The organism is uncultured Pseudomonas sp., assembly GCF_943846705.1.
In the GTDB taxonomy this organism is placed as follows: domain Bacteria; phylum Pseudomonadota; class Gammaproteobacteria; order Pseudomonadales; family Pseudomonadaceae; genus Aquipseudomonas.
On record NZ_OX044366.1, the window covers coordinates 601,298 to 621,727 of the forward strand.

The 20,430-nt window shown below is 56.1% G+C and carries 24 protein-coding genes; 11 read left to right on the forward strand and 13 right to left on the reverse strand.

Annotated elements, in window-relative coordinates; genetic code table 11:
* Positions 1-29 precede the first annotated feature (29 nt).
* Positions 30-944: a LysR family transcriptional regulator gene (locus Q0V31_RS02890; protein WP_298184311.1), complete on the forward strand. Its 915-nt coding sequence runs from the start codon at positions 30-32 to the stop codon at positions 942-944.
* Between the two features lie 198 nt (positions 945-1,142).
* Positions 1,143-2,465, forward strand: a complete 1,323-nt coding sequence (locus tag Q0V31_RS02895; RefSeq protein WP_298184312.1) for an OprO/OprP family phosphate-selective porin — start codon at positions 1,143-1,145, stop codon at positions 2,463-2,465.
* A gap of 294 nt (positions 2,466-2,759) precedes the next feature.
* On the opposite strand, the gene Q0V31_RS02905 is transcribed toward Q0V31_RS02895, so the two are convergent.
* The 5 genes from Q0V31_RS02905 to Q0V31_RS02925 all read right to left on the reverse strand — a co-directional run bounded on the left by Q0V31_RS02905 (position 2,760) and on the right by Q0V31_RS02925 (position 5,587).
* A complete protein-coding gene (locus Q0V31_RS02905; RefSeq protein ID WP_298184313.1) occupies positions 2,760-2,894 on the reverse strand; it encodes a YHYH domain-containing protein in 135 nt (44 codons plus the stop codon).
* Positions 2,895-3,001: 107 nt separating this feature from the next.
* Complete coding sequence (locus Q0V31_RS02910) at positions 3,002-3,718, reverse strand: TraX family protein (protein ID WP_298184314.1); 717 nt, start codon at positions 3,716-3,718, stop codon at positions 3,002-3,004.
* Positions 3,715-4,155 (reverse strand): YqaA family protein, encoded by a 441-nt coding sequence (locus Q0V31_RS02915; RefSeq protein ID WP_298184316.1) that lies wholly within the window; start codon positions 4,153-4,155, stop codon positions 3,715-3,717. Before Q0V31_RS02915 ends, Q0V31_RS02910 begins: the two co-directional genes overlap by 4 nt.
* A gap of 4 nt (positions 4,156-4,159) precedes the next feature.
* Positions 4,160-5,290 carry a nickel/cobalt efflux transporter gene (locus Q0V31_RS02920; protein ID WP_298184318.1) on the reverse strand — a complete coding sequence of 377 codons (1,131 nt, stop codon included), beginning with the start codon at positions 5,288-5,290 and terminating at the stop codon, positions 4,160-4,162.
* Positions 5,291-5,299: 9 nt separating this feature from the next.
* Positions 5,300-5,587 carry a metal-sensing transcriptional repressor gene (locus Q0V31_RS02925; RefSeq protein ID WP_298184320.1) on the reverse strand — a complete coding sequence of 96 codons (288 nt, stop codon included), beginning with the start codon at positions 5,585-5,587 and terminating at the stop codon, positions 5,300-5,302.
* A gap of 119 nt (positions 5,588-5,706) precedes the next feature.
* On the opposite strand from Q0V31_RS02925, the gene Q0V31_RS02930 reads away from it, so the two are divergent.
* From Q0V31_RS02930 to Q0V31_RS02940, 3 genes are read left to right on the forward strand one after another with little or no spacing between them, the layout of a single operon-like run.
* The gene (locus Q0V31_RS02930; protein WP_298184322.1) at positions 5,707-6,066 is read left to right on the forward strand and encodes a hypothetical protein; all 360 of its coding nucleotides are present in this window, start codon (positions 5,707-5,709) and stop codon (positions 6,064-6,066) included.
* A 47-nt stretch (positions 6,067-6,113) separates the two neighbouring features.
* Positions 6,114-6,851, forward strand: a complete 738-nt coding sequence (locus Q0V31_RS02935; protein WP_298184324.1) for a HupE/UreJ family protein — start codon at positions 6,114-6,116, stop codon at positions 6,849-6,851.
* Between the two features lie 12 nt (positions 6,852-6,863).
* Entirely contained in the window at positions 6,864-7,526 is a 663-nt protein-coding gene (locus Q0V31_RS02940) for a transmembrane anchor protein (RefSeq protein WP_298184326.1), read from the forward strand.
* A 146-nt stretch (positions 7,527-7,672) separates the two neighbouring features.
* On the opposite strand, the gene Q0V31_RS02945 is transcribed toward Q0V31_RS02940, so the two are convergent.
* The 4 genes from Q0V31_RS02945 to Q0V31_RS02960 form a co-directional block, all read right to left on the reverse strand.
* The gene (locus Q0V31_RS02945) at positions 7,673-8,065 is read right to left on the reverse strand and encodes a YkvA family protein (RefSeq protein ID WP_298184328.1); all 393 of its coding nucleotides are present in this window, start codon (positions 8,063-8,065) and stop codon (positions 7,673-7,675) included.
* A 164-nt stretch (positions 8,066-8,229) separates the two neighbouring features.
* Positions 8,230-9,045 (reverse strand): DNA-binding domain-containing protein, encoded by an 816-nt coding sequence (locus Q0V31_RS02950; RefSeq protein WP_298184331.1) that lies wholly within the window; start codon positions 9,043-9,045, stop codon positions 8,230-8,232.
* Positions 9,036-9,878, reverse strand: coding sequence for a DUF692 domain-containing protein (locus Q0V31_RS02955; protein ID WP_298184333.1), 843 nt, complete (start codon positions 9,876-9,878; stop codon positions 9,036-9,038). Before Q0V31_RS02955 ends, Q0V31_RS02950 begins: the two co-directional genes overlap by 10 nt.
* Before the next feature lie 45 nt (positions 9,879-9,923).
* Entirely contained in the window at positions 9,924-10,184 is a 261-nt protein-coding gene (locus Q0V31_RS02960; RefSeq protein ID WP_090250697.1) for a hypothetical protein, read from the reverse strand.
* A gap of 318 nt (positions 10,185-10,502) precedes the next feature.
* On the opposite strand from Q0V31_RS02960, the gene Q0V31_RS02965 reads away from it, so the two are divergent.
* The 6 genes from Q0V31_RS02965 to Q0V31_RS02990 all read left to right on the forward strand — a co-directional run bounded on the left by Q0V31_RS02965 (position 10,503) and on the right by Q0V31_RS02990 (position 15,443).
* Positions 10,503-10,709, forward strand: a complete 207-nt coding sequence (locus Q0V31_RS02965) for a co-regulatory protein PtrA N-terminal domain-containing protein (protein WP_298184338.1) — start codon at positions 10,503-10,505, stop codon at positions 10,707-10,709.
* Between the two features lie 196 nt (positions 10,710-10,905).
* On the forward strand, positions 10,906-12,786 hold the full coding sequence (locus Q0V31_RS02970) for a copper resistance system multicopper oxidase (protein ID WP_298184340.1): 1,881 nt from the start codon (positions 10,906-10,908) through the stop codon (positions 12,784-12,786).
* 12 nt (positions 12,787-12,798) lie between these two features.
* Positions 12,799-13,116, forward strand: coding sequence for a hypothetical protein (locus Q0V31_RS02975; protein WP_298184342.1), 318 nt, complete (start codon positions 12,799-12,801; stop codon positions 13,114-13,116).
* Entirely contained in the window at positions 13,106-14,116 is a 1,011-nt protein-coding gene (locus tag Q0V31_RS02980) for a copper resistance protein B (protein WP_298184344.1), read from the forward strand. Before Q0V31_RS02975 ends, Q0V31_RS02980 begins: the two co-directional genes overlap by 11 nt.
* An 18-nt stretch (positions 14,117-14,134) precedes the next feature.
* Complete coding sequence (locus Q0V31_RS02985) at positions 14,135-14,998, forward strand: cytochrome c (RefSeq protein WP_298184346.1); 864 nt, start codon at positions 14,135-14,137, stop codon at positions 14,996-14,998.
* Positions 14,988-15,443 carry a DUF411 domain-containing protein gene (locus tag Q0V31_RS02990; protein ID WP_298184348.1) on the forward strand — a complete coding sequence of 152 codons (456 nt, stop codon included), beginning with the start codon at positions 14,988-14,990 and terminating at the stop codon, positions 15,441-15,443. The genes Q0V31_RS02985 and Q0V31_RS02990 overlap by 11 nt, the downstream gene beginning before the upstream one ends.
* 347 nt (positions 15,444-15,790) lie before the next feature.
* Here Q0V31_RS02990 and Q0V31_RS02995 read toward each other — a convergent pair whose 3' ends face one another.
* The 4 genes from Q0V31_RS02995 to Q0V31_RS03010 all read right to left on the reverse strand — a co-directional run bounded on the left by Q0V31_RS02995 (position 15,791) and on the right by Q0V31_RS03010 (position 20,368).
* Positions 15,791-17,116: an OprD family porin gene (locus tag Q0V31_RS02995; protein ID WP_298184351.1), complete on the reverse strand. Its 1,326-nt coding sequence runs from the start codon at positions 17,114-17,116 to the stop codon at positions 15,791-15,793.
* 173 nt (positions 17,117-17,289) lie between these two features.
* Entirely contained in the window at positions 17,290-17,622 is a 333-nt protein-coding gene (locus Q0V31_RS03000; protein ID WP_298184353.1) for a DUF2790 domain-containing protein, read from the reverse strand.
* Positions 17,623-17,907: 285 nt separating this feature from the next.
* Positions 17,908-18,879, reverse strand: a complete 972-nt coding sequence (locus Q0V31_RS03005) for an inovirus-type Gp2 protein (RefSeq protein ID WP_298184355.1) — start codon at positions 18,877-18,879, stop codon at positions 17,908-17,910.
* 646 nt (positions 18,880-19,525) lie between these two features.
* Entirely contained in the window at positions 19,526-20,368 is an 843-nt protein-coding gene (locus Q0V31_RS03010) for a crotonase/enoyl-CoA hydratase family protein (protein WP_298184357.1), read from the reverse strand.
* Positions 20,369-20,430 lie beyond the last annotated feature (62 nt).

Genomic DNA, 20,430 nt, shown 5'->3' on the forward strand with positions numbered 1-20,430 from the left:
GCCTGCTTGGCACGAGCTCCGATTGACCCATGTTCGACCCACTCACAATCGACCGCCAACTGGCGCAGGTCTTCTTAACCAGCGCGCGCTGCCTCTGCTTTCGGCAGACAGCACGCAGCCTGAACCTGCACATCGTATCGATGCGCAAAAAACTCAAAAAACTAGAAGCCTGTGTAGGCAGTCCGTTATTCCTCTACGAAGGACGGGAGCTTCGCCTCAGCTCAGTTGGGCGCGAGTTGCAACGAGCACTGACGGAGCGCTTCGGCGACCTGCAGCCGGAGGTTGTCAGTGCCCAGCGTCCGCTGGTACGTCTGGCTGTACCGTCAGCACTGCTCACCGACCTGCTGGCCCGTGATTTGATCTCCTGGCTGCGTAAGGATGCTGCGGTTAGGCTGGAGGTAATACCGCTGGAGGGCGAGCCGGATAAGTTAGCCGAGGTCATGGTGTGGATCGCTGATCCCGACAGACTACGACCGAATCCCGGCTTTGCAATGAGCAGGCCATTGATGCTGGCACGCATTGCTTATCGTGCTCATATGGCCAAGCGCTTTGCAGGCAAGCGCCTGCCCGGCACAGCCGCTGACCTGAAGGACTTTATGCTGGTTCAACACGCGGCGAACGCCACGATTGGCAGCTTCGAGCCATGGAATCGGCTGATCCGCCAGCGTCAGAGTTCGGTCACTCAGGTGTACTCGCAAGAGTGGGTCGCGGATTTGGTCCGAAACACGTCCTGCATCGGTCTACTACCCGAATACATCTCTCGCATAGATCGTAATCTGCTATCCCTCGAAAAACTGTTCGAGCCTGACTTGGAGCGGGTAGTGTGGATATCCACGTCACCGCTGACGGCAGAGCAGCCCGAAGTACAAACTCTGGTGTCGCTCATCCACAAGGCGTTCGATGATCGCCGCAGCTGGTTCGCTGATCCCGAACAGTCTCGCTAGCGCGACGATTCTCCATATTGTCACTGGCCTGAAACAAACCAAATTCTCTCTCCGCACGCTGCAACCCTCGTCCCCAGTGGCTTTCATTCGACACACGCAAGCTGAAATAAAAACGCCACTAAAAATATACAGAACCGTCATACGCCTCCCCGAGCCTGCGCCTCGTCAACCACAACACGCAGCAACGAGGAGAAGTACATGTTCATTGCCCACGCCAACACTCAATGGCTCAATCGCATCACTTTGGGCCTCTTACTGAGCGCCTGCACCTTGTCAGCCCAAGCCGGCACGGTCACCACCGACGGCGCTGATCTGGTCATCAAGACCAAAGGGGGACTTGAAGTCGCCACCACTGACAGGGAATTCAGCTTCAAAGTCGGCGGACGCCTGCAGGCGGACTACTCCATGTTCGACGATTACTACACCCGTAACGGCAACTCTGCGGATGCCGGTTACCTACGTCGGGCCTTCCTTGAGCTCGGCGGCACGGCCTACAAGGACTGGAAGTATCAGATCAACTACGATCTTTCGCGCAACACCGGCAACGACAGCAGCGGTTACCTCGATGAGGCAAGCGTGACCTATACCGGTTTCGCTCCGGTGAACTTGAAGATGGGCCGAATTTATACAGACTTCGGCCTAGAGAAGGCGACCAGCTCGAAATGGACTACGGCGCTGGAACGCAATTTGTCCTATGACCTGGCCGAGTGGGTCAACGACAACTCCGGTATGGGTGTGCAGGCCAACAGCGTGGTAGGCAATATGGCATTCCTCTCTGGCAGCCTGTTCAGCGAGAACAACAACGACACCGACGGCGACAGCGTCAAACGCTACAACCTACGTGGCGTGTTCGCCCCGATGAGTGAGCCGGGCAATGTGCTGCACGTAGGTCTGCAGTATGCCTACCGAGACTTACAAGACAGCGCCGTCGACACGCGCATTCGGTCCCGCATGGGTATGCGCGGCGTCGACACCAATGGAGGCAGCAGCGCCGGCGCGAATGGCAACCGCGGCCTATTCGGCGGCGCAACCGCCACCGAAGGATTGTGGGAAGATGATTCGGTGTGGGGCGTTGAGGGTGCCTGGGCGATGGACGCGCTATCAGTACAGGCCGAATACCTGAGCCGCACGCTGAAGGCCGATACAGCGCAGAACGATATCGACGCCAGCGGCTACTACGCCCAGGTGGCCTACACGCTCACTGGCGAGCCACGCATATACAAGCTCGACGGTGCAAAATTCGACTCCATCAAGCCTGCCAATAAGCAGCTTGGAGCCTGGGAAGTATTCTACCGCTACGATTCCATTACCGTGGAGGATGACAACCTGACCGCTAGCAGTGCGACTCGTCAGGTGGGTGATGCCGAGGGCAAGCTGCATACTCTGGGGGTAAACTGGTACGCGAATGAATCCGTAAAAGTCAGTGCGAACTACGTAAAGGCCAGCACCGAAAAGGTTAGCAACGTTGTAGGCGATGACAGCGGCGACGGTGTGGTGATGCGGTTACAGTACGCATTCTGACTGCCCTTATCCTCACTGCAGAACACTGGGGTGCATGACGCCCTAGTGTTCGTTCAAATATCAGACGTACTGTCGGGTCAACGATTCAATAATCCGACACTCATCAATCGCCACCCCATGGCAACAGGACAGCAGTCGTTGCAGTTCCTGCTCAAGGACCTGTAAATCACGAATGCGAGCCCTGACCTGATCCAACTGCTCGGCTACCTTGGCAGCCTCAGAGGCGTAAGACGCCTGGCGGCGTCGGCGCAGTAGCACTTCAAAGCAAATGGTAGCGCTACAGAGCGATAAGACTCAGTGGCAGTGGTAATCGCCTGTTTTGTGGTTGCGGTGGCAACCTTTCGAGTCCGTACCGCCGCTGTGAGCAAGGGCTGCTACGGAGGTTAGGGCGAAAACAGCAGCAATAAGGACAGCAGAAAACTTCTTCATGAGGAACTCCTTTTCAGCCTCTTGTTATATGTGACACGCGTCACACCTGAACGGTATGGCAAAAGGCCTTCATGGCGCAAGAAGGTTTCTGAAGAGAGGCATCATCACTAACTGAGCGAGCGGATCAGGTGCAGAGCTGCTAGATGGCCGGGGTAGAACCAATAGCCCCAGCGCTTGACCGGCCAAACTCTGAAATGACGCACCCGACGAAGCAGCCATAGCCCAAGCAAGGGGGCGGAAAACGCTGTGAGCATGATTAGCAACGTATATGGCTGCAACTCCCACTCCGCGCCCCATCGGTTGCGACTGTTGGCTAGTACGCAAAGTGCGGCAGGCAATAGCCACACAAGACCGGGGCGCTGAATGGCCAGTAACAATGCTGCCGGCAACAGCGTACCGAAAACGCCATACATCAGGCGCTCCCGAATCAGCACCGTCACGGTTACGCCGGCCATGGCCAGGATAAAGCCACCGCGTCCTCGGTGGTGCGCGCCCCAGGCGATGAGCAGACCCAGCATCAGTGAGGGCATTACATTGAGCGTGCTGCTGTCGCTGGAAAGTAGGCGATATGGCAACTCTGAAATCACGGTAAACGCAGCCATCCAGCCCAGGTAGCGAACGTTGTCCTCGGTGTACAGCTCGTTAGATCGCGAGCGTGCGACGTTGGCCGCGATCCCCAGACAGAAAAGCGGGAACGCCAAACGCCCGACGATGAACAACCATTCGGTTTCGGGCCAGAGGTAGCGTAGGTGATCCAGCAACATGGTCAGCATCGCCAGCCACTTGATCAGATCCAAGTTCGCGTCGCGTACCTGCGGGCTCATCCGAGCCACCCCAACGTCACGGCAGCCAGCAGCAGATAGCGGGTGGCCTTGGCCAATGTCACGATCAACAGAAAACTCCAAAAGGGTTCGCGCATGACGCCGGCAACGACGGTGAGTGGGTCACCAATGATCGGCACCCAGCTGAGCAGCAGTGACCATCGACCGAAGCGGTGATAAGCCAGCTGGGCCTTTTCCAGCTTGCCTTCGCTGACAGGAAACCAGCATTTGTGCCGGTAATGTTCGATAGAGCGACCCAGCAGCCAGTTCAGCGCAGAGCCCAGCACATTGCCCGTGGTCGCCACCGCCAACAGTGTCCAGGCCGCATAGCGGTCAGTTAGCAGCAACCCGACCAGCACCGCCTCTGACTGCATGGGTAGAAGTGTGGCGGCACCGAAGGCGGCGAGGAACAGGCCGACATAGCCGGATAACTCCCACATCACGCTAGGCGTTCAGGCCGATCCAGCCATGGACGCCGACGTAAATCCCCACGCCGATAATCAACAAGCTGGACAGGTACGGAGCGCGACGCGCCACGATGCCAAACCAGGGCCAACGATTGGACGCTTTGCGTGCGCCGAGAGCGGCGGCGGCACCAACAGTGACTAGGGTAATGGCCAGGCCAATGCTGAAGCAAAGTACTAGGACAGCCCCCAGCGCCACTTCCTTCACTTGCAGGCAAAGCAGCAGCACGGTGATCGCTGCCGGGCAGGGAATCAGTCCACCCGTGAGGCCGAACATGATGATCTGGCCAGTGGTGACATTCCGGTTGCTGAAGCGCTTGCGGATGTCGTTAGCGTGCGCGCGTTCATGGGCATCCTGATAGCCATCCAGCGACAGCTCCAGCCCCTCCAACTCAGTGTGATCATGGTCATGAACGTGGCTGTGCTCGCGAAACTCCAGGTCATAGTCGTGTGAATGACCGGTATGGCCCAGGCTCAGGCGTGCGGTGAACTCATGGGGCTCGGGAATCTCGTCCAGTGACTCTAGGTAGTCACCCCGACCCACGAAGCGAAACTGCTTGGCCAACCCATCGGGGCGAGTCGTCAGCAGGCTCACTTCAGCAGCTGGCCAGTCATGGCCACCCAGGTTCCTCAGTCGCCAGCGCGGCGGGACGCCTTCTTCGAAGATCGACAGCTCGACACGACCGTGCCCGGTGTCAATGCGCTGCGTTTCATCGTGGTGGTGGTCATGCGGATGATCATCACCTTCCTCGAAACGCCACATCTGCTCGCCCCGCCAGGTACGCCAAAGCATCCACACCGCGATGACAATGATGATTGCGGCGGAGGCCAGCTGGAAATACGGCTCGGTGGTTTCGGCGTCCAGGTTCTGCCCGAGGTACATGCCGGCCATGGCCACCGCCCACACAACCGCCGTATGCGAGAGCGTCGCGGCCAGCCCCAGGAGCACCGCTTGCTTCACTGAGCCACGAATGGCCACGATGAACGCTGCCATCATGGTCTTTGAATGCCCCGGTTCCAGACCGTGCAAGGCCCCTAGAAGGATAGCGCTGGGAAAGTACAGCCAGGCCTGCGAGGCCCCCTGTTGTAGCAGTTCGGCGAAGCTCGACATGAGAGGAACCTAGAGGTACTTGGTGATTTGCTTGAAGTCTTCAAGAGATGTGCGCTCGCCTGCCGCGAGTGCTTCGACTGTGTGCTCTAGGCAGTGATCAATGTGATCTTGGATCAGAACACGCTTGGCCTGGCAGACGGCTTTTTCCACAGCATGCAGCTGCTGAGCGATGTCGACGCAAGCCCGACTGTCTTCGATCATGGTGACGATGCTGCGCAGATGGCCCTCCGCCCGCTTCAACCTTTTGACGATTTCTTTATGGCTTTGGTGCTGATGGCCGTGTTCGTGATCGCTCATGCCTTGAGTCTCATGCGTCGATGAATTACGCTCGCATGCTATCCCCCTGGGGGGGATATGGTCAAACGTACCGCCCCTCCAGAAAAGGCCAACCGCGTAGGCATCAAAAGAACCACGAAATGCTCAGAAAGCCCATCAGCACTAAGGTGATTTTTGCCCTTGCTCTCGCCATCTTGATGGCTTGGGCTGGGCATACCTCTGCGCTGTTTATGGGGTCGAGTCAGCCGGCTTCGAGTGGCAATGACGGTACTCATTCGCATGCTCACAGCGACGGCGCATTTGCCTGCGCGGCATGCGCGGATCACTACCACTCTTCGCTGACAGCCGATCACCTGCATGAAACACCGCACCTAACCACGCTGCTCAGCATCATCACGCAGCCAGAGCGGGCTCAGCCAATAGATGCTCCGCGCCACTCCATTCCCCCCAGCCCGATCTTCCTGATCGAGCGGCCACCACGCCCTACATTCGTGCTCTGACACAGGCCGCTGTGCGGCCCAAGACCACTGCAATATAGGACTCAACCATGCATTCGCTATCTATGAGCGCAATGGACGCACCTGCCGTGCGCCCGAATCGCTCGCTACTACTGTTGCTGTTGTTCACGGCTCTGCTGTTTCTCGGCATGCCTGACGCACTGGCCCACGCGGTTGCCGAGGGCGACAAGGGCTTTATCCAGGAAAGCTCCGGGGTGATGGTGCTGCCGTTCATCTACATGGGCGCAAAGCACATGATCACCGGCTACGACCACCTGCTGTTCCTGTTCGGGGTGATCTTCTTTCTCTACCGCCTGAAAGACGTGGGGCTCTACGTCACTCTGTTTGCTGTAGGACACACCGTGACGCTGCTGCTGGGCGTACTGGCGGAAATCAGCATCAGCTCCTATGTGATCGACGCCATCATCGGTTTCTCGGTGGTGTACAAGGCGCTGGATAACCTGGGCGCATTCCAGCGCTGGTTTGGCCACCAGCCGAACACCAAAGCCGCCACGCTGATCTTCGGCTTGCTGCACGGCTTTGGTCTGGCGACCAAGATCCAGGAATACGAGATCTCAGCAGACGGCCTGATCCCTAACCTGATCGCCTTCAACGTCGGCGTTGAAATCGGCCAGCTCCTGGCCCTGAGCGCCATCCTGATTGTCATGGGCTACTGGCGGCGCACCGCCAGCTTCTGGAGTCATGCCTACACCGCCAACGTCGCCATGATGAGCGCCGGTTTCCTCTTGATGGGTTACCAGCTCACCGGCCTGATCGTGTCTCAATAAGGAATTCTCAGCATGTTCAATACCAAGCTTCCAACCATTAATGAATTGCCGACCAGTCGCCAACTGCTGCGCTCCACCGTGATAGCCATAGGTGTTGCCGCCGCCTTGCTGGTCACCGTAGTCATGCCATCGGAATACGCTATCGACCCAACAGGCGCAGGCCGCGTGCTCGGACTGACCCAGATGGGCGAATTGAAAATAACCCTGGCAGAAGAAGCGGCAGCAGATGCAGCGGTCCAGCCTGTTACGGCTCCAGTCGCTCAGGCTCCTGCGCCTGCTCAGCCTGTGGCTCAAGAGCAAGTTGCGGCAGCACCTGTGGCCGAACCGGCATCAGCGCCCGAGCCCGCCTTAAAGTCCGATGAGATAAGCGTCACTCTGAAGCCGGGCGAGGCCAGTGAAATCAAGCTGGAAATGCTCGACAAAGCCACAGTCAGTTACGAGTGGACAACTAATGATGTTCCGGTCAACCACGACACTCACGGTGAGCCCTACAACGGCCCCAAGGGTTACTACCACAGCTACAGCAAGGGTAAGCAGATCAAAAGCGACAAGGGCGAATTCACCGCCATCTTCGACGGCACCCACGGCTGGTTCTGGCGCAACCGCAGCAATAGCGATGTGACCATCACGCTCAAGACCAAAGGTGAGTACCTGAGCGTTAAACGAGTTATTTAAAACACGCACCAATCGTTATCAGGATGGTAGCTGGGCGTTGATGTCCTCAACGCTCAGCGAACTAATCGGCAAACTGCCAAGGTTTACACTCTCAACACATCGAGCAGTTTCACTCATGAGCCCAAATGTGGGAATGCAACCCCGACTCAATAGCGGGTGTAAAACTTCCAGAGCCCGGCCGACAGTACCAACCAGAGCAAGATGATCACTATTGCTGCGACTCGATTCACCGGGCGCGGTTGCTGAGTCTTTTCCCACGCCAAGGTCAGCTGCCGGCATTCCTCCAGTACATCTGCGGGCATCAGCTTGATTACTAGCCAGATGCCCAAAGGTAGCAAGATCACATCGTCCAGGTAGCCAAGAATCGGAATAAAGTCTGGAATCAGATCGATAGGGCTCAGGGCATAAGCGACTACGATCATCGCCACCATCTTCGGCAACCATGGTGTTTGCGGATGCCGGTAACTAAACCACAACATCATCACCTGCCGTTTCAGGGCCTTGGCCCAGCTGCGGATTCGTTGCAATACGTTGCTCACTTTCGAGAAATCCGGGTCAGAGCGAAAGTACCGGTGGACATCAATAACGCCGCCACCGTAAACGCTATCACTGGCGATACAGCGGTCCAGAGTACACCCACCAACGTGCTTGAAATGCACTTGGCTATGCCGTTGACCTTACCCAGTGCGACGTAGCGATCTGCTCAATTCAGAGCAATTACGTCCAAAGTCCCTACTCGGCATGTACGCACCAGAAGACCATCGCTGACCCATCTTTGCAGCCAGGTAGCAGCTTGCAACGGTGCCTGTTCGCCATGCGTACTTACTAGGTACTCACACATCGAAGCGAACGAGCCGCCATCGGTGAGCAACCGCAGAGCCGAGGCTTCACTTGGTTCTAGAGTGCGGTACTGACACACCAACTCATGCCGCCAAACCAGGCAGTCCATGGGGACGGACAGAACAACAGCATCTGGAATATCGGCTTCTGCCTTGGCGGCCTTCCACATATCCACCGTGTTGTGCTGTAGCTGCAACCAACAAGCCGAGGGGATGAGGGAAACCCGCAGATTGACCCAGTCATCGGCTGAAAAACCACTCATCACATCCAACGACAGCGGCACTGTATCGGCTGCGTCGAAGGCCAGGGTAAAGGCCCACTCAAGTGTGGCGAGTTCCAGCATGGGAGAACGCTGCGGCTCGGCAATATAGCCCCGGACGAACTCCGGCAGCTTTTCGCCCAGCCAGCGCAAGCTGAAATGTCTCGGCGGCCACGCACTGATGTAAGCCAACGCCAGCTGTTCGAATGACTCGTCACCCAGCCAGCGATGCAGCGCTGGAAAGTCGTCCCTCATGACTGAAAGAAGCCTGGCGCGATAGGCATTGTGGTAAATCATCAGACCATCTGCGGCGGGCAGCGTATTGCTGCCTTGAATCTGCGCCAATAGCTCAGGAGGGATCGTGCTATCGCCTGTGGCCAGGTAATTTTCGAGCGCCTCTTGCTGAACCCTCAGGCGCATGGTGGTGCAGTCTTCAGAACATTGGCGGCAATAGAACGTGCCTTGGACAGTTCCGCCAAAAGCTCGTCGAAAGGCGGGAAATGATCATCTCGTTCAATCAAGGTGGCAGTAGCGCCCAGGTAGCTCAACGCCTTGCCGTACAGGGCCCAAACCGGATCGGCAATCGGCTGATCGTGAGTGTCAATGAGGTAATGGCCGTAGTCGCTATGGCCGGCTAGGTGGATCTGGCGAATTCGCTCATGGGGCAACTCCATGATGAATTGCCAAGGATCGAATCCCTGGTTGCGCGAACTGACGTAGACATTGTTCACATCGAGCAATATCTCGCAGCCCGTCAGACTACTCAGCTCGGCCAGAAACTGGGACTCGCTCATACAGGACGTTTTCCACTGCACGTAGGCCGACACGTTCTCAAGCACCAGGGGGCGTTGCAATACATCCTGAACCAGCCGAACCCTCGACGCGACATGCAGCAGGCTTTCCTGGGTGAATGGCAGCGGCAGCAGATCATGCAGGTGATGGGCACTGCCCCGACTCCAACACAGATGATCAGCGACCCAACAGGGCTGAACTCGGTCGGCCAAGGTTTTCAATTGCCGCAAGTAATCGGCGTCGATCTCATGCGGGCCGCCAATCGACAAAGAAACCCCATGCATGACCAGCGGATACTGCTCTCTGATCGCATCGAGAAAGTAGAGGGCTTTCCCCCCGCCGACCATGTAGTTCTCCGAGATGATCTCGAACCAGTCGACTGCAGGGCGCTGCTCCAGGATCTTCTGGTAATACTCGCTACGTAAGCCCAGGCCAAAACCCAGCGTGTTGCTTTTGCTCATTAGAACTCCGAGTCAAGGGAGTGACTTGCACTCCCTTGGATGGACTTACTCGCTGGTTTTGCCACCGGCCTCATCGCATTTTTCTTGGGTCATCAAATTGAAGCCCTGGCCTTTGCATTCCCCCTGGCCTTTGCAGGCGTTCTTCGCAGTCATGCAATCGTTTTGGCCTTTGCAGCCATTCACACCAAAGCATTTCACTTCGGCTGTTTTCGCGTCCTGAGCCGCTTGAACCGGCAGGGTGGCGAATAGGCTGGCGGCAACCAGCGCCAATGCAGCACCGGTAGCAACAGTATTTTTCGTCGACATAGTGGCTATCTCTCTTGAGCGTTGTGTGGGGGTCAGGACTATTTAGTTAGCGCCACTGACCGGAAGAAGCTTAGGCATCGCTGCCGGGCATGCCATAAAACGAATCCGCACAGGCTTCATAAACGGGCATGAGTAGACACTACAGAGGCCCGTGGAGACTCGACAAGAGAGAAGTAGCAACCTGACAGAACTGTAATGTTCAGCTCAGGTTTATGACAGGGCGCTCTGGTTAAGGTTACTTCGAGCCTGAAGCTCAACGCCCGATAACGACCCACCTTGGGTCACCGGGCGAACTGAACTGAATCGAGGAACGCCAAGATGAAATCAATCAAAACCCTGTTCGTGGTTATCGCGCTTACCGCTTCTTCCTTGGCGATGGCCGAAGGCGGTGCTGATCGTACTTTTGCTCGCATGGAACAGGCCAGCAAGGTATCGATGGAAGCCTATCAACTGGCCCAGCAACAGAAAAAAGAGTCTCCGGTTGCAGGCAATAAAACCCAAACAGCCGACCACGCCAACTGCTAGTACAGGCCAACCTGACAGAAATGTAATCACTTAGCCGGTCGAGATATGGCAGTTTCTCAAGCTTGCTGTCGGATTGAGTTGAATAATCACGGCAGTAGGCAAGGCTGATAGGAAAACCCTCCCAGGATGAAGCTGACAATCAACCTAAAGTCACGGTTGTTTACCCTGGTACCTCTAACTGATTGGACATAACGGTATGCACAAAAGCTCAAGACGAACCTTCGTTAAAGGCCTGGCAGCCACCGGCATTCTCGGAGGCCTTGGCTTGTGGCGCACGCCCGTTTGGGCGGTGACCAGCCCAGGCCAACCCAACGTACTGACTGGCACCGACTTCGACTTGTTCATTGGTGAAACGCCAGTAAACATAACCGGCGCAACCCGCACCGCGATGGCTATTAACGGGTCTATTCCAGGGCCAATTTTGCGCTGGAAGGAAGGTGACACCGTCACGTTGCGGGTGAAAAATCGCTTGGCCGAAGACACCTCGATTCACTGGCACGGCATCATTTTGCCCGCCAACATGGATGGTGTACCTGGCTTGAGCTTCCACGGCATCGCGCCCGATGGCATGTACGAGTACAGGTTCAAGGTCAATCAAAACGGTACCTACTGGTACCACAGCCACTCGGGGTTGCAGGAGCAGATCGGCGTTTACGGCGCTTTGGTCATCGATGCCAAAGAGCCTGAGCCATTCAGCTATGACCGTGACTACGTGGTGATGCTGACTGACTGGACCGATGAGGACCCAACCCGGTTATTGGCCAAGCTCAAAAAGCAGTCGGACTACTACAACTTTCATAAACGCACCGTTGGCGACTTTATCAACGACGTCAGCGAGCAAGGTTGGTCGGCAACAATTGCAGATCGCAAGATGTGGGCTGAAATGAAGATGAGCCCCACCGATCTCGCCGACGTCAGCGCCTATACCTACACCTACCTGATGAACGGCCAGGCACCTAATGGCAACTGGACCGGTATTTTCAAGCCGGGTGAAAAACTCCGTTTGCGCTTTATCAACGGTTCAGCGATGAGCTACTTCGACGTACGTATCCCCGGTTTGAAGATGACCGTGGTGGCCGCCGACGGCCAGTACGTAAGCCCGGTCAGTGTCGACGAGTTCCGTATCGCCGTTGCCGAGACCTACGACGTGATTGTCGAGCTCGCCGAGCAAGAGGCTTACACCATTTTTGCTCAGTCCATGGATCGCACCGGCTATGCCCGAGGCACACTGGCTATACGAGAGGGCTTGAGCGCTGCAGTACCCGAAACGGATCCTCGCCCCCTGATCGCCATGGGTGACATGGGTATGGATCACGGCAGCATGGCGGGTATGGACCATGGCAGCATGCAAGGCGACATGAGCGGCATGGATCACAGCAAGATGGCCGGTATGGGCGCTGGCGGGATGCAAGGTGACATGGCCGGCATGGACCACAGCAAGATGGCTGGCATGATCCCTGGTGCCATGCAAGGTGACATGGCGGGCATGGATCACAGCAAAATGGCCAGCATGGACCACTCAGGCATGGCCGGGATGGGCGCAGGCGCAGCAATGCAAGCGCACCCAGCCTCTGAAACCAATAACCCGCTGGTCGACATGCAGACCATGACCCCGACCCACAAGCTGGACGATCCGGGCATCGGGCTGCGTGGTAATGGTCGTCGCGTACTGACCTATTCCGACTTGAAAAGTACCTTTCCCGACCCGGACGGCCGTGAGCCCAGCCGAACCATTGAGCTGCACCTCACCGGGCACATGGAGAAATTTTCCTGGTCATTCGACGGCATCAAGTTTTCGGATGCCGAGCCATTGCGCCTTAAGTACGGCGAGCGCGTGCGCATCACGCTGGTCAACGACACCATGATGACGCACCCCATCCACCTTCACGGCATGTGGAGTGATCTGGAGGATGCGAACGGCAACTTCATGGTTCGAAAGCACACCATCGACATGCCGCCAGGTTCCAAACGCAGCTATCGAGTAACGGCTGATGCATTGGGTCGCTGGGCCTACCACTGCCACCTGCTACTCCACATGGAAATGGGCATGTTCCGTGAAGTTCGTGTGGATGAGTAAAGGAGATATCTGATGAGCACTTTAATGAAGCGAAAAGCCCTGGTTAGCAGCGCTGCTATGTTGAGCCTTTTGGCTGCTCTGTATGTTCCGCTGTCATTGGCCGGTGCAGGTCACAGTGAGCACGAACAACATGCTGCTGAAGTACCTGCGTCTGAAGCCGCAGGTGAAAGAAATGCCGCGCAAGCAAAGGAATCGGCTCCTGCTAGTCAGCAAATGGATCATGGTTCCATGAATCATGGGGATATGACTCAAGGCGGCATGGATCACGAAAACATGATGGATAAGCATGGCGGCACCGAAGCCGAAGCAGGTTCGAACCATGACCACTAAGCTTTTACACCCGTCCCTAATAGCACTGGCAGTGTCGCTGAGCATGCTTAGCAGCGGGTTAACCTACGCTGCAGAAGAAATGGATCATTCGGCAATGGGCCACGGCTCTGCCAAAGAGCCGATGCCGGGCATGGATCATAGCCAGATGGGTCACAGCCAAAGCCAGCCCCCAAAAAAAGCTCCGGCTATGGACCACAGCAAGATGGGTCACGGCGCCATGCAAGGGCAGATGGAGGGTATGGATCATACAAAGATGAACCATGGTTCCGCTGTAACCCCGAGAACGACCAGTCGCACGCCTATCCCGGTTCTGACAGATGCGGACCGTGAAGCCGCGTTTCCGCCGTTACCCGGGCACAAGGTTCACGACAGCGCCATCAACAGCTTTTTCCTGCTCGACCAACTCGAATACCAGGATGCCGATGAAGGCAGCACCTTGGCCTGGGATGCCTCCGGCTGGATTGGCGGTGACATCAATCGCTTGTGGCTGCGCTCCGAGGGTGAACGCACCAATGGTGTCACTGAGGACGCTGAGCTGCAGGCCCTGTACGGCCGCTCAATCGGCCCATGGTGGGATGTAGTCGCGGGGGTTCGCCAGGACTTCAAACCAGAGTCGCCACAGACCTGGGCTGCCTTCGGCATTCAGGGTATGGCGCTATACGCCTTCGAGGCTGAGGCCACCGCCTTTGTCGGCGAAAACGGCCAGACGGCTGCACGCTTAGAAGGCGATTACGACATCCTGCTGACCAACCGTCTGATCCTCCAGCCTACCGCAGAAATGAATTTCTACGGCAAGAACGATCCCGAGCGCGGCATAGGGTCAGGCCTGGCCAATGCTGAGGTCGGTTTGCGTCTGCGCTACGAGATCATTCCCCAGTTCGCACCCTACATCGGCGTTTCCTGGAGTCGCTCCTACGGCAACACTGCCGACTTAGTGCGCGATGAGGGCGGGGATGTTGAAGAGGCACGCTTGGTTGCCGGTATTCGGATGTGGTTTTGAGAACCTGAAGAGCCTGACATGAAAAAAACAATTAAAACCCTGGTGGCGGCGAGCGTAGTCGGAAGTTTCGCGATAGGTGCTGTGGCCTATATGGGCCTGATCAACGTGGGGGCCGATGACCCTCACTTCCCAGCAGTGCATGCATTCCTGGCGATGGCCCGAGACCGCTCCATCGAAGTACGCGCCAAGAACATTGAGGTGCCTAACCTGAATGACGAGGCGCTGATTAAAGCTGGCGCAGGCAACTACAATTCGATGTGCATCGGCTGCCATTTGGCACCGGGCGTCGCGGAAACTGAGCTAAGCCAAGCACTTTACCCCGCTCCGCCTAACCTCGTGAAGGTTGGTATCGATGGCAGTCCAGCCGCCGCGTTCTGGGTGATCAAACATGGCATCAAGGCCACTGGCATGCCGGCTTGGGGCAAGAGCATGGGCGACCCGTACATCTGGGGCATGGTCGCATTCCTCAACCAGTTACCAAAAATGGATGCCCAGCAGTATCAAGCACTGGTTGCATCGAGCGGTGGTCACGAGCATGGCGGTGGCGAGACCCAGATGCATAACCACGAAGGCCAGCATGGCAGCGCCAAGTCGGATCATCATGCCGAGCCTGAAGCTGCGCCAGATCATCATGCTCCAGATAGCCCAAAAGCGAACGCAAGTGCCAGTCATCATGGCGATTCGGCGAAGAGTACGGATCACCACGCAGCAGATATGACACCATCAGATAGCGGCGCAGACCACCATGCGGCGGATGCCCAGAAAGCGCAGGGTGGCGCTGATCATCACGCAACAGAGCCAACTCAACAGGAGCAGGCCCCGACCGCCGCGCCCAAAAACCACACCCACGCCGATGGCAAGGAGCACCTCCATGACAGCTAAACGTAAAGGCGCGCGAGTGGCGATGCTGGCCGCCTTGTTTATGACCTCCGCCGTTCATTCAGCTGACCCGCTGACAATCGACGTACACCGTGATGCAAATTGCGGATGCTGCAAGAAGTGGATCTCGCACCTGGAAGCGAATGGCTTCAACGTCATCGACCATGTCGAGCTCGACATGACCTCGGTGAAGCAGCGACTCGGCGTTGCACCCCGACTGGCGTCCTGCCACACCGCCGTAATCGACGGAAAATTCGTCGAGGGCCATGTGCCAGCCGCGCAGGTCATCGAACTTTCTAAGCGTGATGATCTGGCTGGCATCGCCGTTCCTGGGATGCCGGCTGGGTCGCCGGGTATGGAAGTTGGCGGTACCCAGCACGCCTATCAGGTGATCGGATTGACCAAGGCAGGTACTGAACAAGTGATTGCCGACTATCCCGCGAAGTAACACCTCATTGCTGAGCGAAGCATAACGCCCTATCGGGGTGTCCAGAATCATTGAGCCACAACACCCCGCTAAAACCGAGCACTCACTCTTTTATAGGCCGAGTGCTTGGAATCATGACTGCTTAGTCCTTCGCCCTTTTCAAACTCCATACTCAGTACATATCTGTGAGTTTCACTTCTGGGTCGCTACGAGCCACTTAGCTTCGATGTCTGGTCGGTCAAAACCGTTGAAAATTGCGCAAAAAAAAGGCACCCGAGGGTGCCGAAGGCCGTCTCCAAACCAAAGGAGCACTAAAGGAGACAGCGGCCGAGCAAGGCGAGTGCCCGCAGGCACTCGCCGATTACGCTTTAAAGCACTTCGAGCGGGTATTCGACGATAAGACGAACCTCATCCAGGTCCGATTCGAAATCTGTTGCACGGGTAGTCGCTTGGCGAATACGAAAAGACATGTCTTTCATTGAGCCGGCTTGCACGACGTACTTGGCTTCGATATCTCGCTCCCAACGCTTTTGGTTGGTCAGCGGATTCCCATCGTCATCGCGGCGCATGTACACCTCGTTGGCGTTGGTGTAGTCCGCATCCCAGCCCTGCGCGTAACGGGTCATAAAGCTCAGGCCGGGCACACCAAAAGGCTCCATGTCCAAGTCGTAGCGCACCTGCCAGGATTTTTCCTTGGGCGAGTTGAAGTCGCTGTACTGGATGGAGTTATCCAGGTAGATCGAGTCGGACTGACGCAAATAATCGAAGTCGTCATCGCCGTTGTTACGCTGAACACCAACCGAGACGGTATGGGCACCGAATTGCACTCCGACCTTGCCGCTCCAGATGTTGTTATCGAAGCTACCCAGTTGTTGTTTCCCTTCATCGACAGCTTTGTAGTAATTGAGCCCACCGATTAGGGTGACATCATCGGAAAGTGGATAGCTCAACGTGGTGCCAGCGTAGTATTGGTTCCATGCATCTTTGAGACGACTGGTATAGAGACTGATGCCAATGTTGCCGTTGACCGAGTAATCGCCGCCAAAATAGGCGATCCAGGGGGAGTCGACGGAGCCGGCATAGAACGTTGCGAAGCCATCGCGCATGCTGCTTGAGTTGGGCTCGCTCATTGAATGCAGGCGGCCACCTTGCAGTGCCAAGCCGTCAATACTGCTGTTGGCCACGGTGATACCGCGAAAGCTTTCGGGCAGGAGCCGCGAGTCGCCGTATTGAACGACGGGGCTGACAGGAAAAACGTCGCCAGCTTTGATGACTGTATCCATGAACCTGGCTTTAACTGCACCGCCCACCTTGGAGTAGTCATCCTCGGGTTGCCCTGCGCTGTTGTATGGCATCACATCAACGGAGCCGCCTGCGCCGGATCGCCCATCACCAGAGTCGAGTTTTAGGCCCAGCATCGCAAACGCGTCGATGCCAAAGCCAACGGTACCCTCGGTGAATCCAGACTCAAACTGCCCGATGATTCCATGGGCCCATTCTTCCGAGTAACCATTTCCTGTGCTGCTCGACTGCCCCTTACGAAAGTCGCGATTGAAGTAGAGGTTGCGGTTCAGAATGGTGAAACTGCTGCCCTCGACGAAGCCTTCAGCCGTTTCTTCGGAGGCAATGGCAACCTGCCCGGTGCCGATACACAGAGCTATCAGCGATAAGCAGAACAGGGGTTTATTATTCATGTGACGCTCCTGAATTATTTGGCAGTTTTATCTCTGGGAGATTTCTTGTAGTAGTTGCCGTAGCGCGCCAGGCATAGCCCGTGCGCGCTTGCGCCATACTTCCACATGCCAAATAACATCAGGGTGACTTGAAAATTACTTTTAAGTCAGTGAACTGTAAGCTCCTATATAGCTCAGTTTTGGTTGCGGCAAGCTGTACCCATCGCTCGATATTCAACAGTCTGTAAATCGCCGTTAGAGTCCTCATAGGTCATCTGAGCCGGCATTACCTCGCAACCGGAGCCTGTAGGGCTCGTATGTACGACCTTAGCGATGTCCAACTTCATGCCGTAGCGATAGTGAGTCACCTCGGGCGGAGTCTTGCCACGAGCAGCAGCGTATTCCTGCATCGCTCTTTCGTTGTCTTGAATCATTCGACCATAGACCCGATCACCACCGCCTTCGGCCATAACCAGGGACGATGCAGAAATAACCGATACCGCCAATACTGCTTTAAGAATGTTCACGTTTAATCCCTCTACTTAGGTTGTAGTGGAAATATAAACGTATGCACCTGTCATCAAAGTGAAGCGAAAATTACATCTTCGTAATTGCAATATCAAAGGGGCTTTTCAGTGGTTGAAGATATGAAATGTGAGGGGCTCCGCCTGCGCGTTGAGAAAAGAACTCACCCACAGCGCAGCAGCCAGCACGCCTAAGCAGCCATGGCGCGCGATAAGGAAAGCAGACACCAAAGGATTTCGTAGCGGCCTCTGCAAGGTCGCTAGCAAGGCAGCGGTTTTCAGACACCTTCACCCTCGACGGAGACGCTTCAGCTGCCCCGTCCGCAGGCATCGAGCACCCTCAGGCCTCAAGAGCAGGTGCTGGCTATCCTTGACGAGATACTTCATCGCCTCGTGTACATGGGGCCGTATCGCCTGATTTCCCCTCTCGATATGACCGATGCCACGCTTCTCACCATATTGCTCCTTGTCATGGTTGCAGCTATGGGCATAGCCCTGACCACGCGTGATTTCCTCCCACAAATCGATGATCTCAATCGCCTTCCAGACATCCCGGCACACCACATTGCCATTGAAGAAGAAAGCTGCATGGATGTGATAGCCCCTCCCTTCCTGACGATCCCCCTGCTCCACCGCATAGATGTAGCCAATGAGATGTTCGAAGATCGGATTACGTTTATGCGCGGTAACCAACTGCTGCAGGTCATCAAAGACATGCTCCGCTCGTAGCCTGGCCTGAGCTTCAGAACGGTAGTAAAGATTGACTCTGATGATCGTAGTACGCGAGTAAAGGCTCCTCACAGCATCCGTGTACTCAACGATCTCCCTCTCCTGCTTACGGGCCTCAAAGCGACGATCCCCAGGCCTACGCTGATACCACCGCTGACGGGTCAATTGACGAATCCGTGCGACTAGGACGTTCATGCTGTGGTGGTGGTCGAGGTAAGCCGTACCCCGTTCATTCAGACAGGCAGGACCATCAGGATGACGCTCAAGGCGTATGTCCTGGCATGCCTCGCTGAACGCCTGCAGGTGCTCGCTGTAGCTGTACTCAACGCGATCATCAAAAAGGTCGATCATCTGTTGAATGCGGGTGAAATGCCGGGAGAGTCTGGTCTGCTCGACGCGCTCGTAACCTGAGCGGCTTTGCGTTATGCGAAATGCCGGTGTGTCGGACTTTTCGATGGCCTGGACTAGTGACTCAATCTGTAGGGCAATATCGGATTGAGAGAGGTGAGTGTAAATATTCCGGTTGCTCATGATGGGTACCTGGCTGGTTGAACTCATACCAAGTACGTGATGTGTATTTTTTAACCGCTCTCCTTTTCCTGTGTTTGTAGCCAATGCTGAGCAGGAATATTGTTACTTACTATTGAAGGCGCTGAATAGATAGCTAATAGCTATATCAATAGATGCAGCATTGCCCACTGCCGCCCCCCCGATCAGGCCGGGTAGTGGGGAGCAGGATTGCCAAGCCTGCCGAGAGTTTTTCCGTATTGAGCTTTGGGGGAGTTAGCTGAGAGCAGAGCGCTCTTAGCAACGGCATAACCACCATGACCAGTCGAAGGCGCCCAACACAACTGTCCATGCACCCAAGGAGCGGATATTGTCACGTAAAATTGGCATGGGGGGACAAGTGGGGGGACAAATATATTATTAAAAAATAATATTATATTAATCAAATACTTATATATTTGAAAAAGCCGCCCACAAGCCGGCTTTTTTATTGCCTGAAGAAAACCAGCCAAGCGTACAAAACCCAGGAACGATAGCCTCCAGGCCAAGGCTCGCCTCAATATCCACGTCACGCCCAGGCAGACGCCAAAGCCGGCAAAGGCACCTCTACACACGCCTATGCGCCTATGTAGAGGTGCCTGAAACCCAGCCAGCAGGTGCTGATCAGTGCTTATTCGGAAAACAGTTCTTTAACCGGGAACAAGTTATCGAAGGCTGGGGCTGTTTTCATGGCTTTGGCTTGGAAGGTTTTGAGCATGTCATTGGGGCGGAACATGCCGGACTGCCAGGTGGCCATATACTTCAAGCTGTCTTCTACGCTGTGGTCGCGGCTGTAGTTGAGCATTTCCTTACAGCCACTGACTGCCAGTGGTGAATGTTGGGCAATCTGCTGGGCGATGGCCATGACGCCTGCAAGCATGGCCTCCTGAGTCTCGTACACCTCATTGACGAAACCCAGCGCCTTGGCCTCGGCCGCGCTGAATTTGCGGCCGGTGTAGGCCAGTTCGCGCACCACCCCTTGCGGCAGCAGCTTGGGCAGGCGCTGCAAGGTGCCTACATCCGCCGTCATACCCAGCTCGGTTTCCTTGATGGTGAAGTAGGCGTCGGCGCTGCAATAGCGGCTATCTGCGGCGCAAACCATATCCAGTGCGCCACCGATGCAACCGCCTTGAATCGCTACCAGCACCGGTACGCGGATCTCTTCGAGGGAGCTGAGGGTGGCTTGCAGTTGCAGGACAGTGCGGCGCAAGTTTTCCGCCATGCGGCCCGGATCACCGCCCATAGGAACGGCTTTCGGGTTAGTGAATACCCCTAAGTCCATGCCCGCAGAGAAGTGCTTGCCGGTGGAGGAAATAACGATGGCCCGCGCCTCACCCGAGGCCTCTATCTCGCGCATGCACTGCGGCAGCTCAAGCCAAAAATCGGTATTCATCGAATTGAGCGCATCTGGGCGACAAAGCTGCACGTGAGCGACGCGATCGTTCAGGCTGACGTTAAAACTTTTGTAAGACATAGAGGCACCTTAGAGAGGGCGGTATATTGGCCACATATTGACGCCGTCAAGATATAAGGGCC

Excerpts from the sequence above, each read along its gene's own strand:
- Q0V31_RS02905 (WP_298184313.1), bottom strand. The coding sequence starts at position 2,894 with ATGAAGAAGTTTTCTGCTGTCCTTATTGCTGCTGTTTTCGCCCTAACC.
- Q0V31_RS02915 (WP_298184316.1), bottom strand. The coding sequence starts at position 4,155 with ATGTGGGAGTTATCCGGCTATGTCGGCCTGTTCCTCGCCGCCTTCGGT.
- Q0V31_RS02985 (WP_298184346.1), top strand. The coding sequence starts at position 14,135 with ATGAAAAAAACAATTAAAACCCTGGTGGCGGCGAGCGTAGTCGGAAGT.
- Q0V31_RS02950 (WP_298184331.1), bottom strand. The coding sequence starts at position 9,045 with ATGCGCCTGAGGGTTCAGCAAGAGGCGCTCGAAAATTACCTGGCCACA.
- Q0V31_RS02965 (WP_298184338.1), top strand. The coding sequence starts at position 10,503 with ATGAAATCAATCAAAACCCTGTTCGTGGTTATCGCGCTTACCGCTTCT.
- Q0V31_RS02925 (WP_298184320.1), bottom strand. The coding sequence starts at position 5,587 with ATGAGCGATCACGAACACGGCCATCAGCACCAAAGCCATAAAGAAATC.
- Q0V31_RS03010 (WP_298184357.1), bottom strand. The coding sequence starts at position 20,368 with ATGTCTTACAAAAGTTTTAACGTCAGCCTGAACGATCGCGTCGCTCAC.
- Q0V31_RS02990 (WP_298184348.1), top strand. The coding sequence starts at position 14,988 with ATGACAGCTAAACGTAAAGGCGCGCGAGTGGCGATGCTGGCCGCCTTG.
- Q0V31_RS02910 (WP_298184314.1), bottom strand. The coding sequence starts at position 3,718 with ATGAGCCCGCAGGTACGCGACGCGAACTTGGATCTGATCAAGTGGCTG.
- Q0V31_RS02955 (WP_298184333.1), bottom strand. The coding sequence starts at position 9,878 with ATGAGCAAAAGCAACACGCTGGGTTTTGGCCTGGGCTTACGTAGCGAG.
- Q0V31_RS02970 (WP_298184340.1), top strand. The coding sequence starts at position 10,906 with ATGCACAAAAGCTCAAGACGAACCTTCGTTAAAGGCCTGGCAGCCACC.
- Q0V31_RS02920 (WP_298184318.1), bottom strand. The coding sequence starts at position 5,290 with ATGTCGAGCTTCGCCGAACTGCTACAACAGGGGGCCTCGCAGGCCTGG.
- Q0V31_RS02975 (WP_298184342.1), top strand. The coding sequence starts at position 12,799 with ATGAGCACTTTAATGAAGCGAAAAGCCCTGGTTAGCAGCGCTGCTATG.
- Q0V31_RS02980 (WP_298184344.1), top strand. The coding sequence starts at position 13,106 with ATGACCACTAAGCTTTTACACCCGTCCCTAATAGCACTGGCAGTGTCG.
- Q0V31_RS02960 (WP_090250697.1), bottom strand. The coding sequence starts at position 10,184 with ATGTCGACGAAAAATACTGTTGCTACCGGTGCTGCATTGGCGCTGGTT.
- Q0V31_RS03005 (WP_298184355.1), bottom strand. The coding sequence starts at position 18,879 with ATGAGCAACCGGAATATTTACACTCACCTCTCTCAATCCGATATTGCC.
- Q0V31_RS02995 (WP_298184351.1), bottom strand. The coding sequence starts at position 17,116 with ATGAATAATAAACCCCTGTTCTGCTTATCGCTGATAGCTCTGTGTATC.
- Q0V31_RS02940 (WP_298184326.1), top strand. The coding sequence starts at position 6,864 with ATGTTCAATACCAAGCTTCCAACCATTAATGAATTGCCGACCAGTCGC.
- Q0V31_RS02935 (WP_298184324.1), top strand. The coding sequence starts at position 6,114 with ATGCATTCGCTATCTATGAGCGCAATGGACGCACCTGCCGTGCGCCCG.
- Q0V31_RS02930 (WP_298184322.1), top strand. The coding sequence starts at position 5,707 with ATGCTCAGAAAGCCCATCAGCACTAAGGTGATTTTTGCCCTTGCTCTC.
- Q0V31_RS02895 (WP_298184312.1), top strand. The coding sequence starts at position 1,143 with ATGTTCATTGCCCACGCCAACACTCAATGGCTCAATCGCATCACTTTG.
- Q0V31_RS02890 (WP_298184311.1), top strand. The coding sequence starts at position 30 with ATGTTCGACCCACTCACAATCGACCGCCAACTGGCGCAGGTCTTCTTA.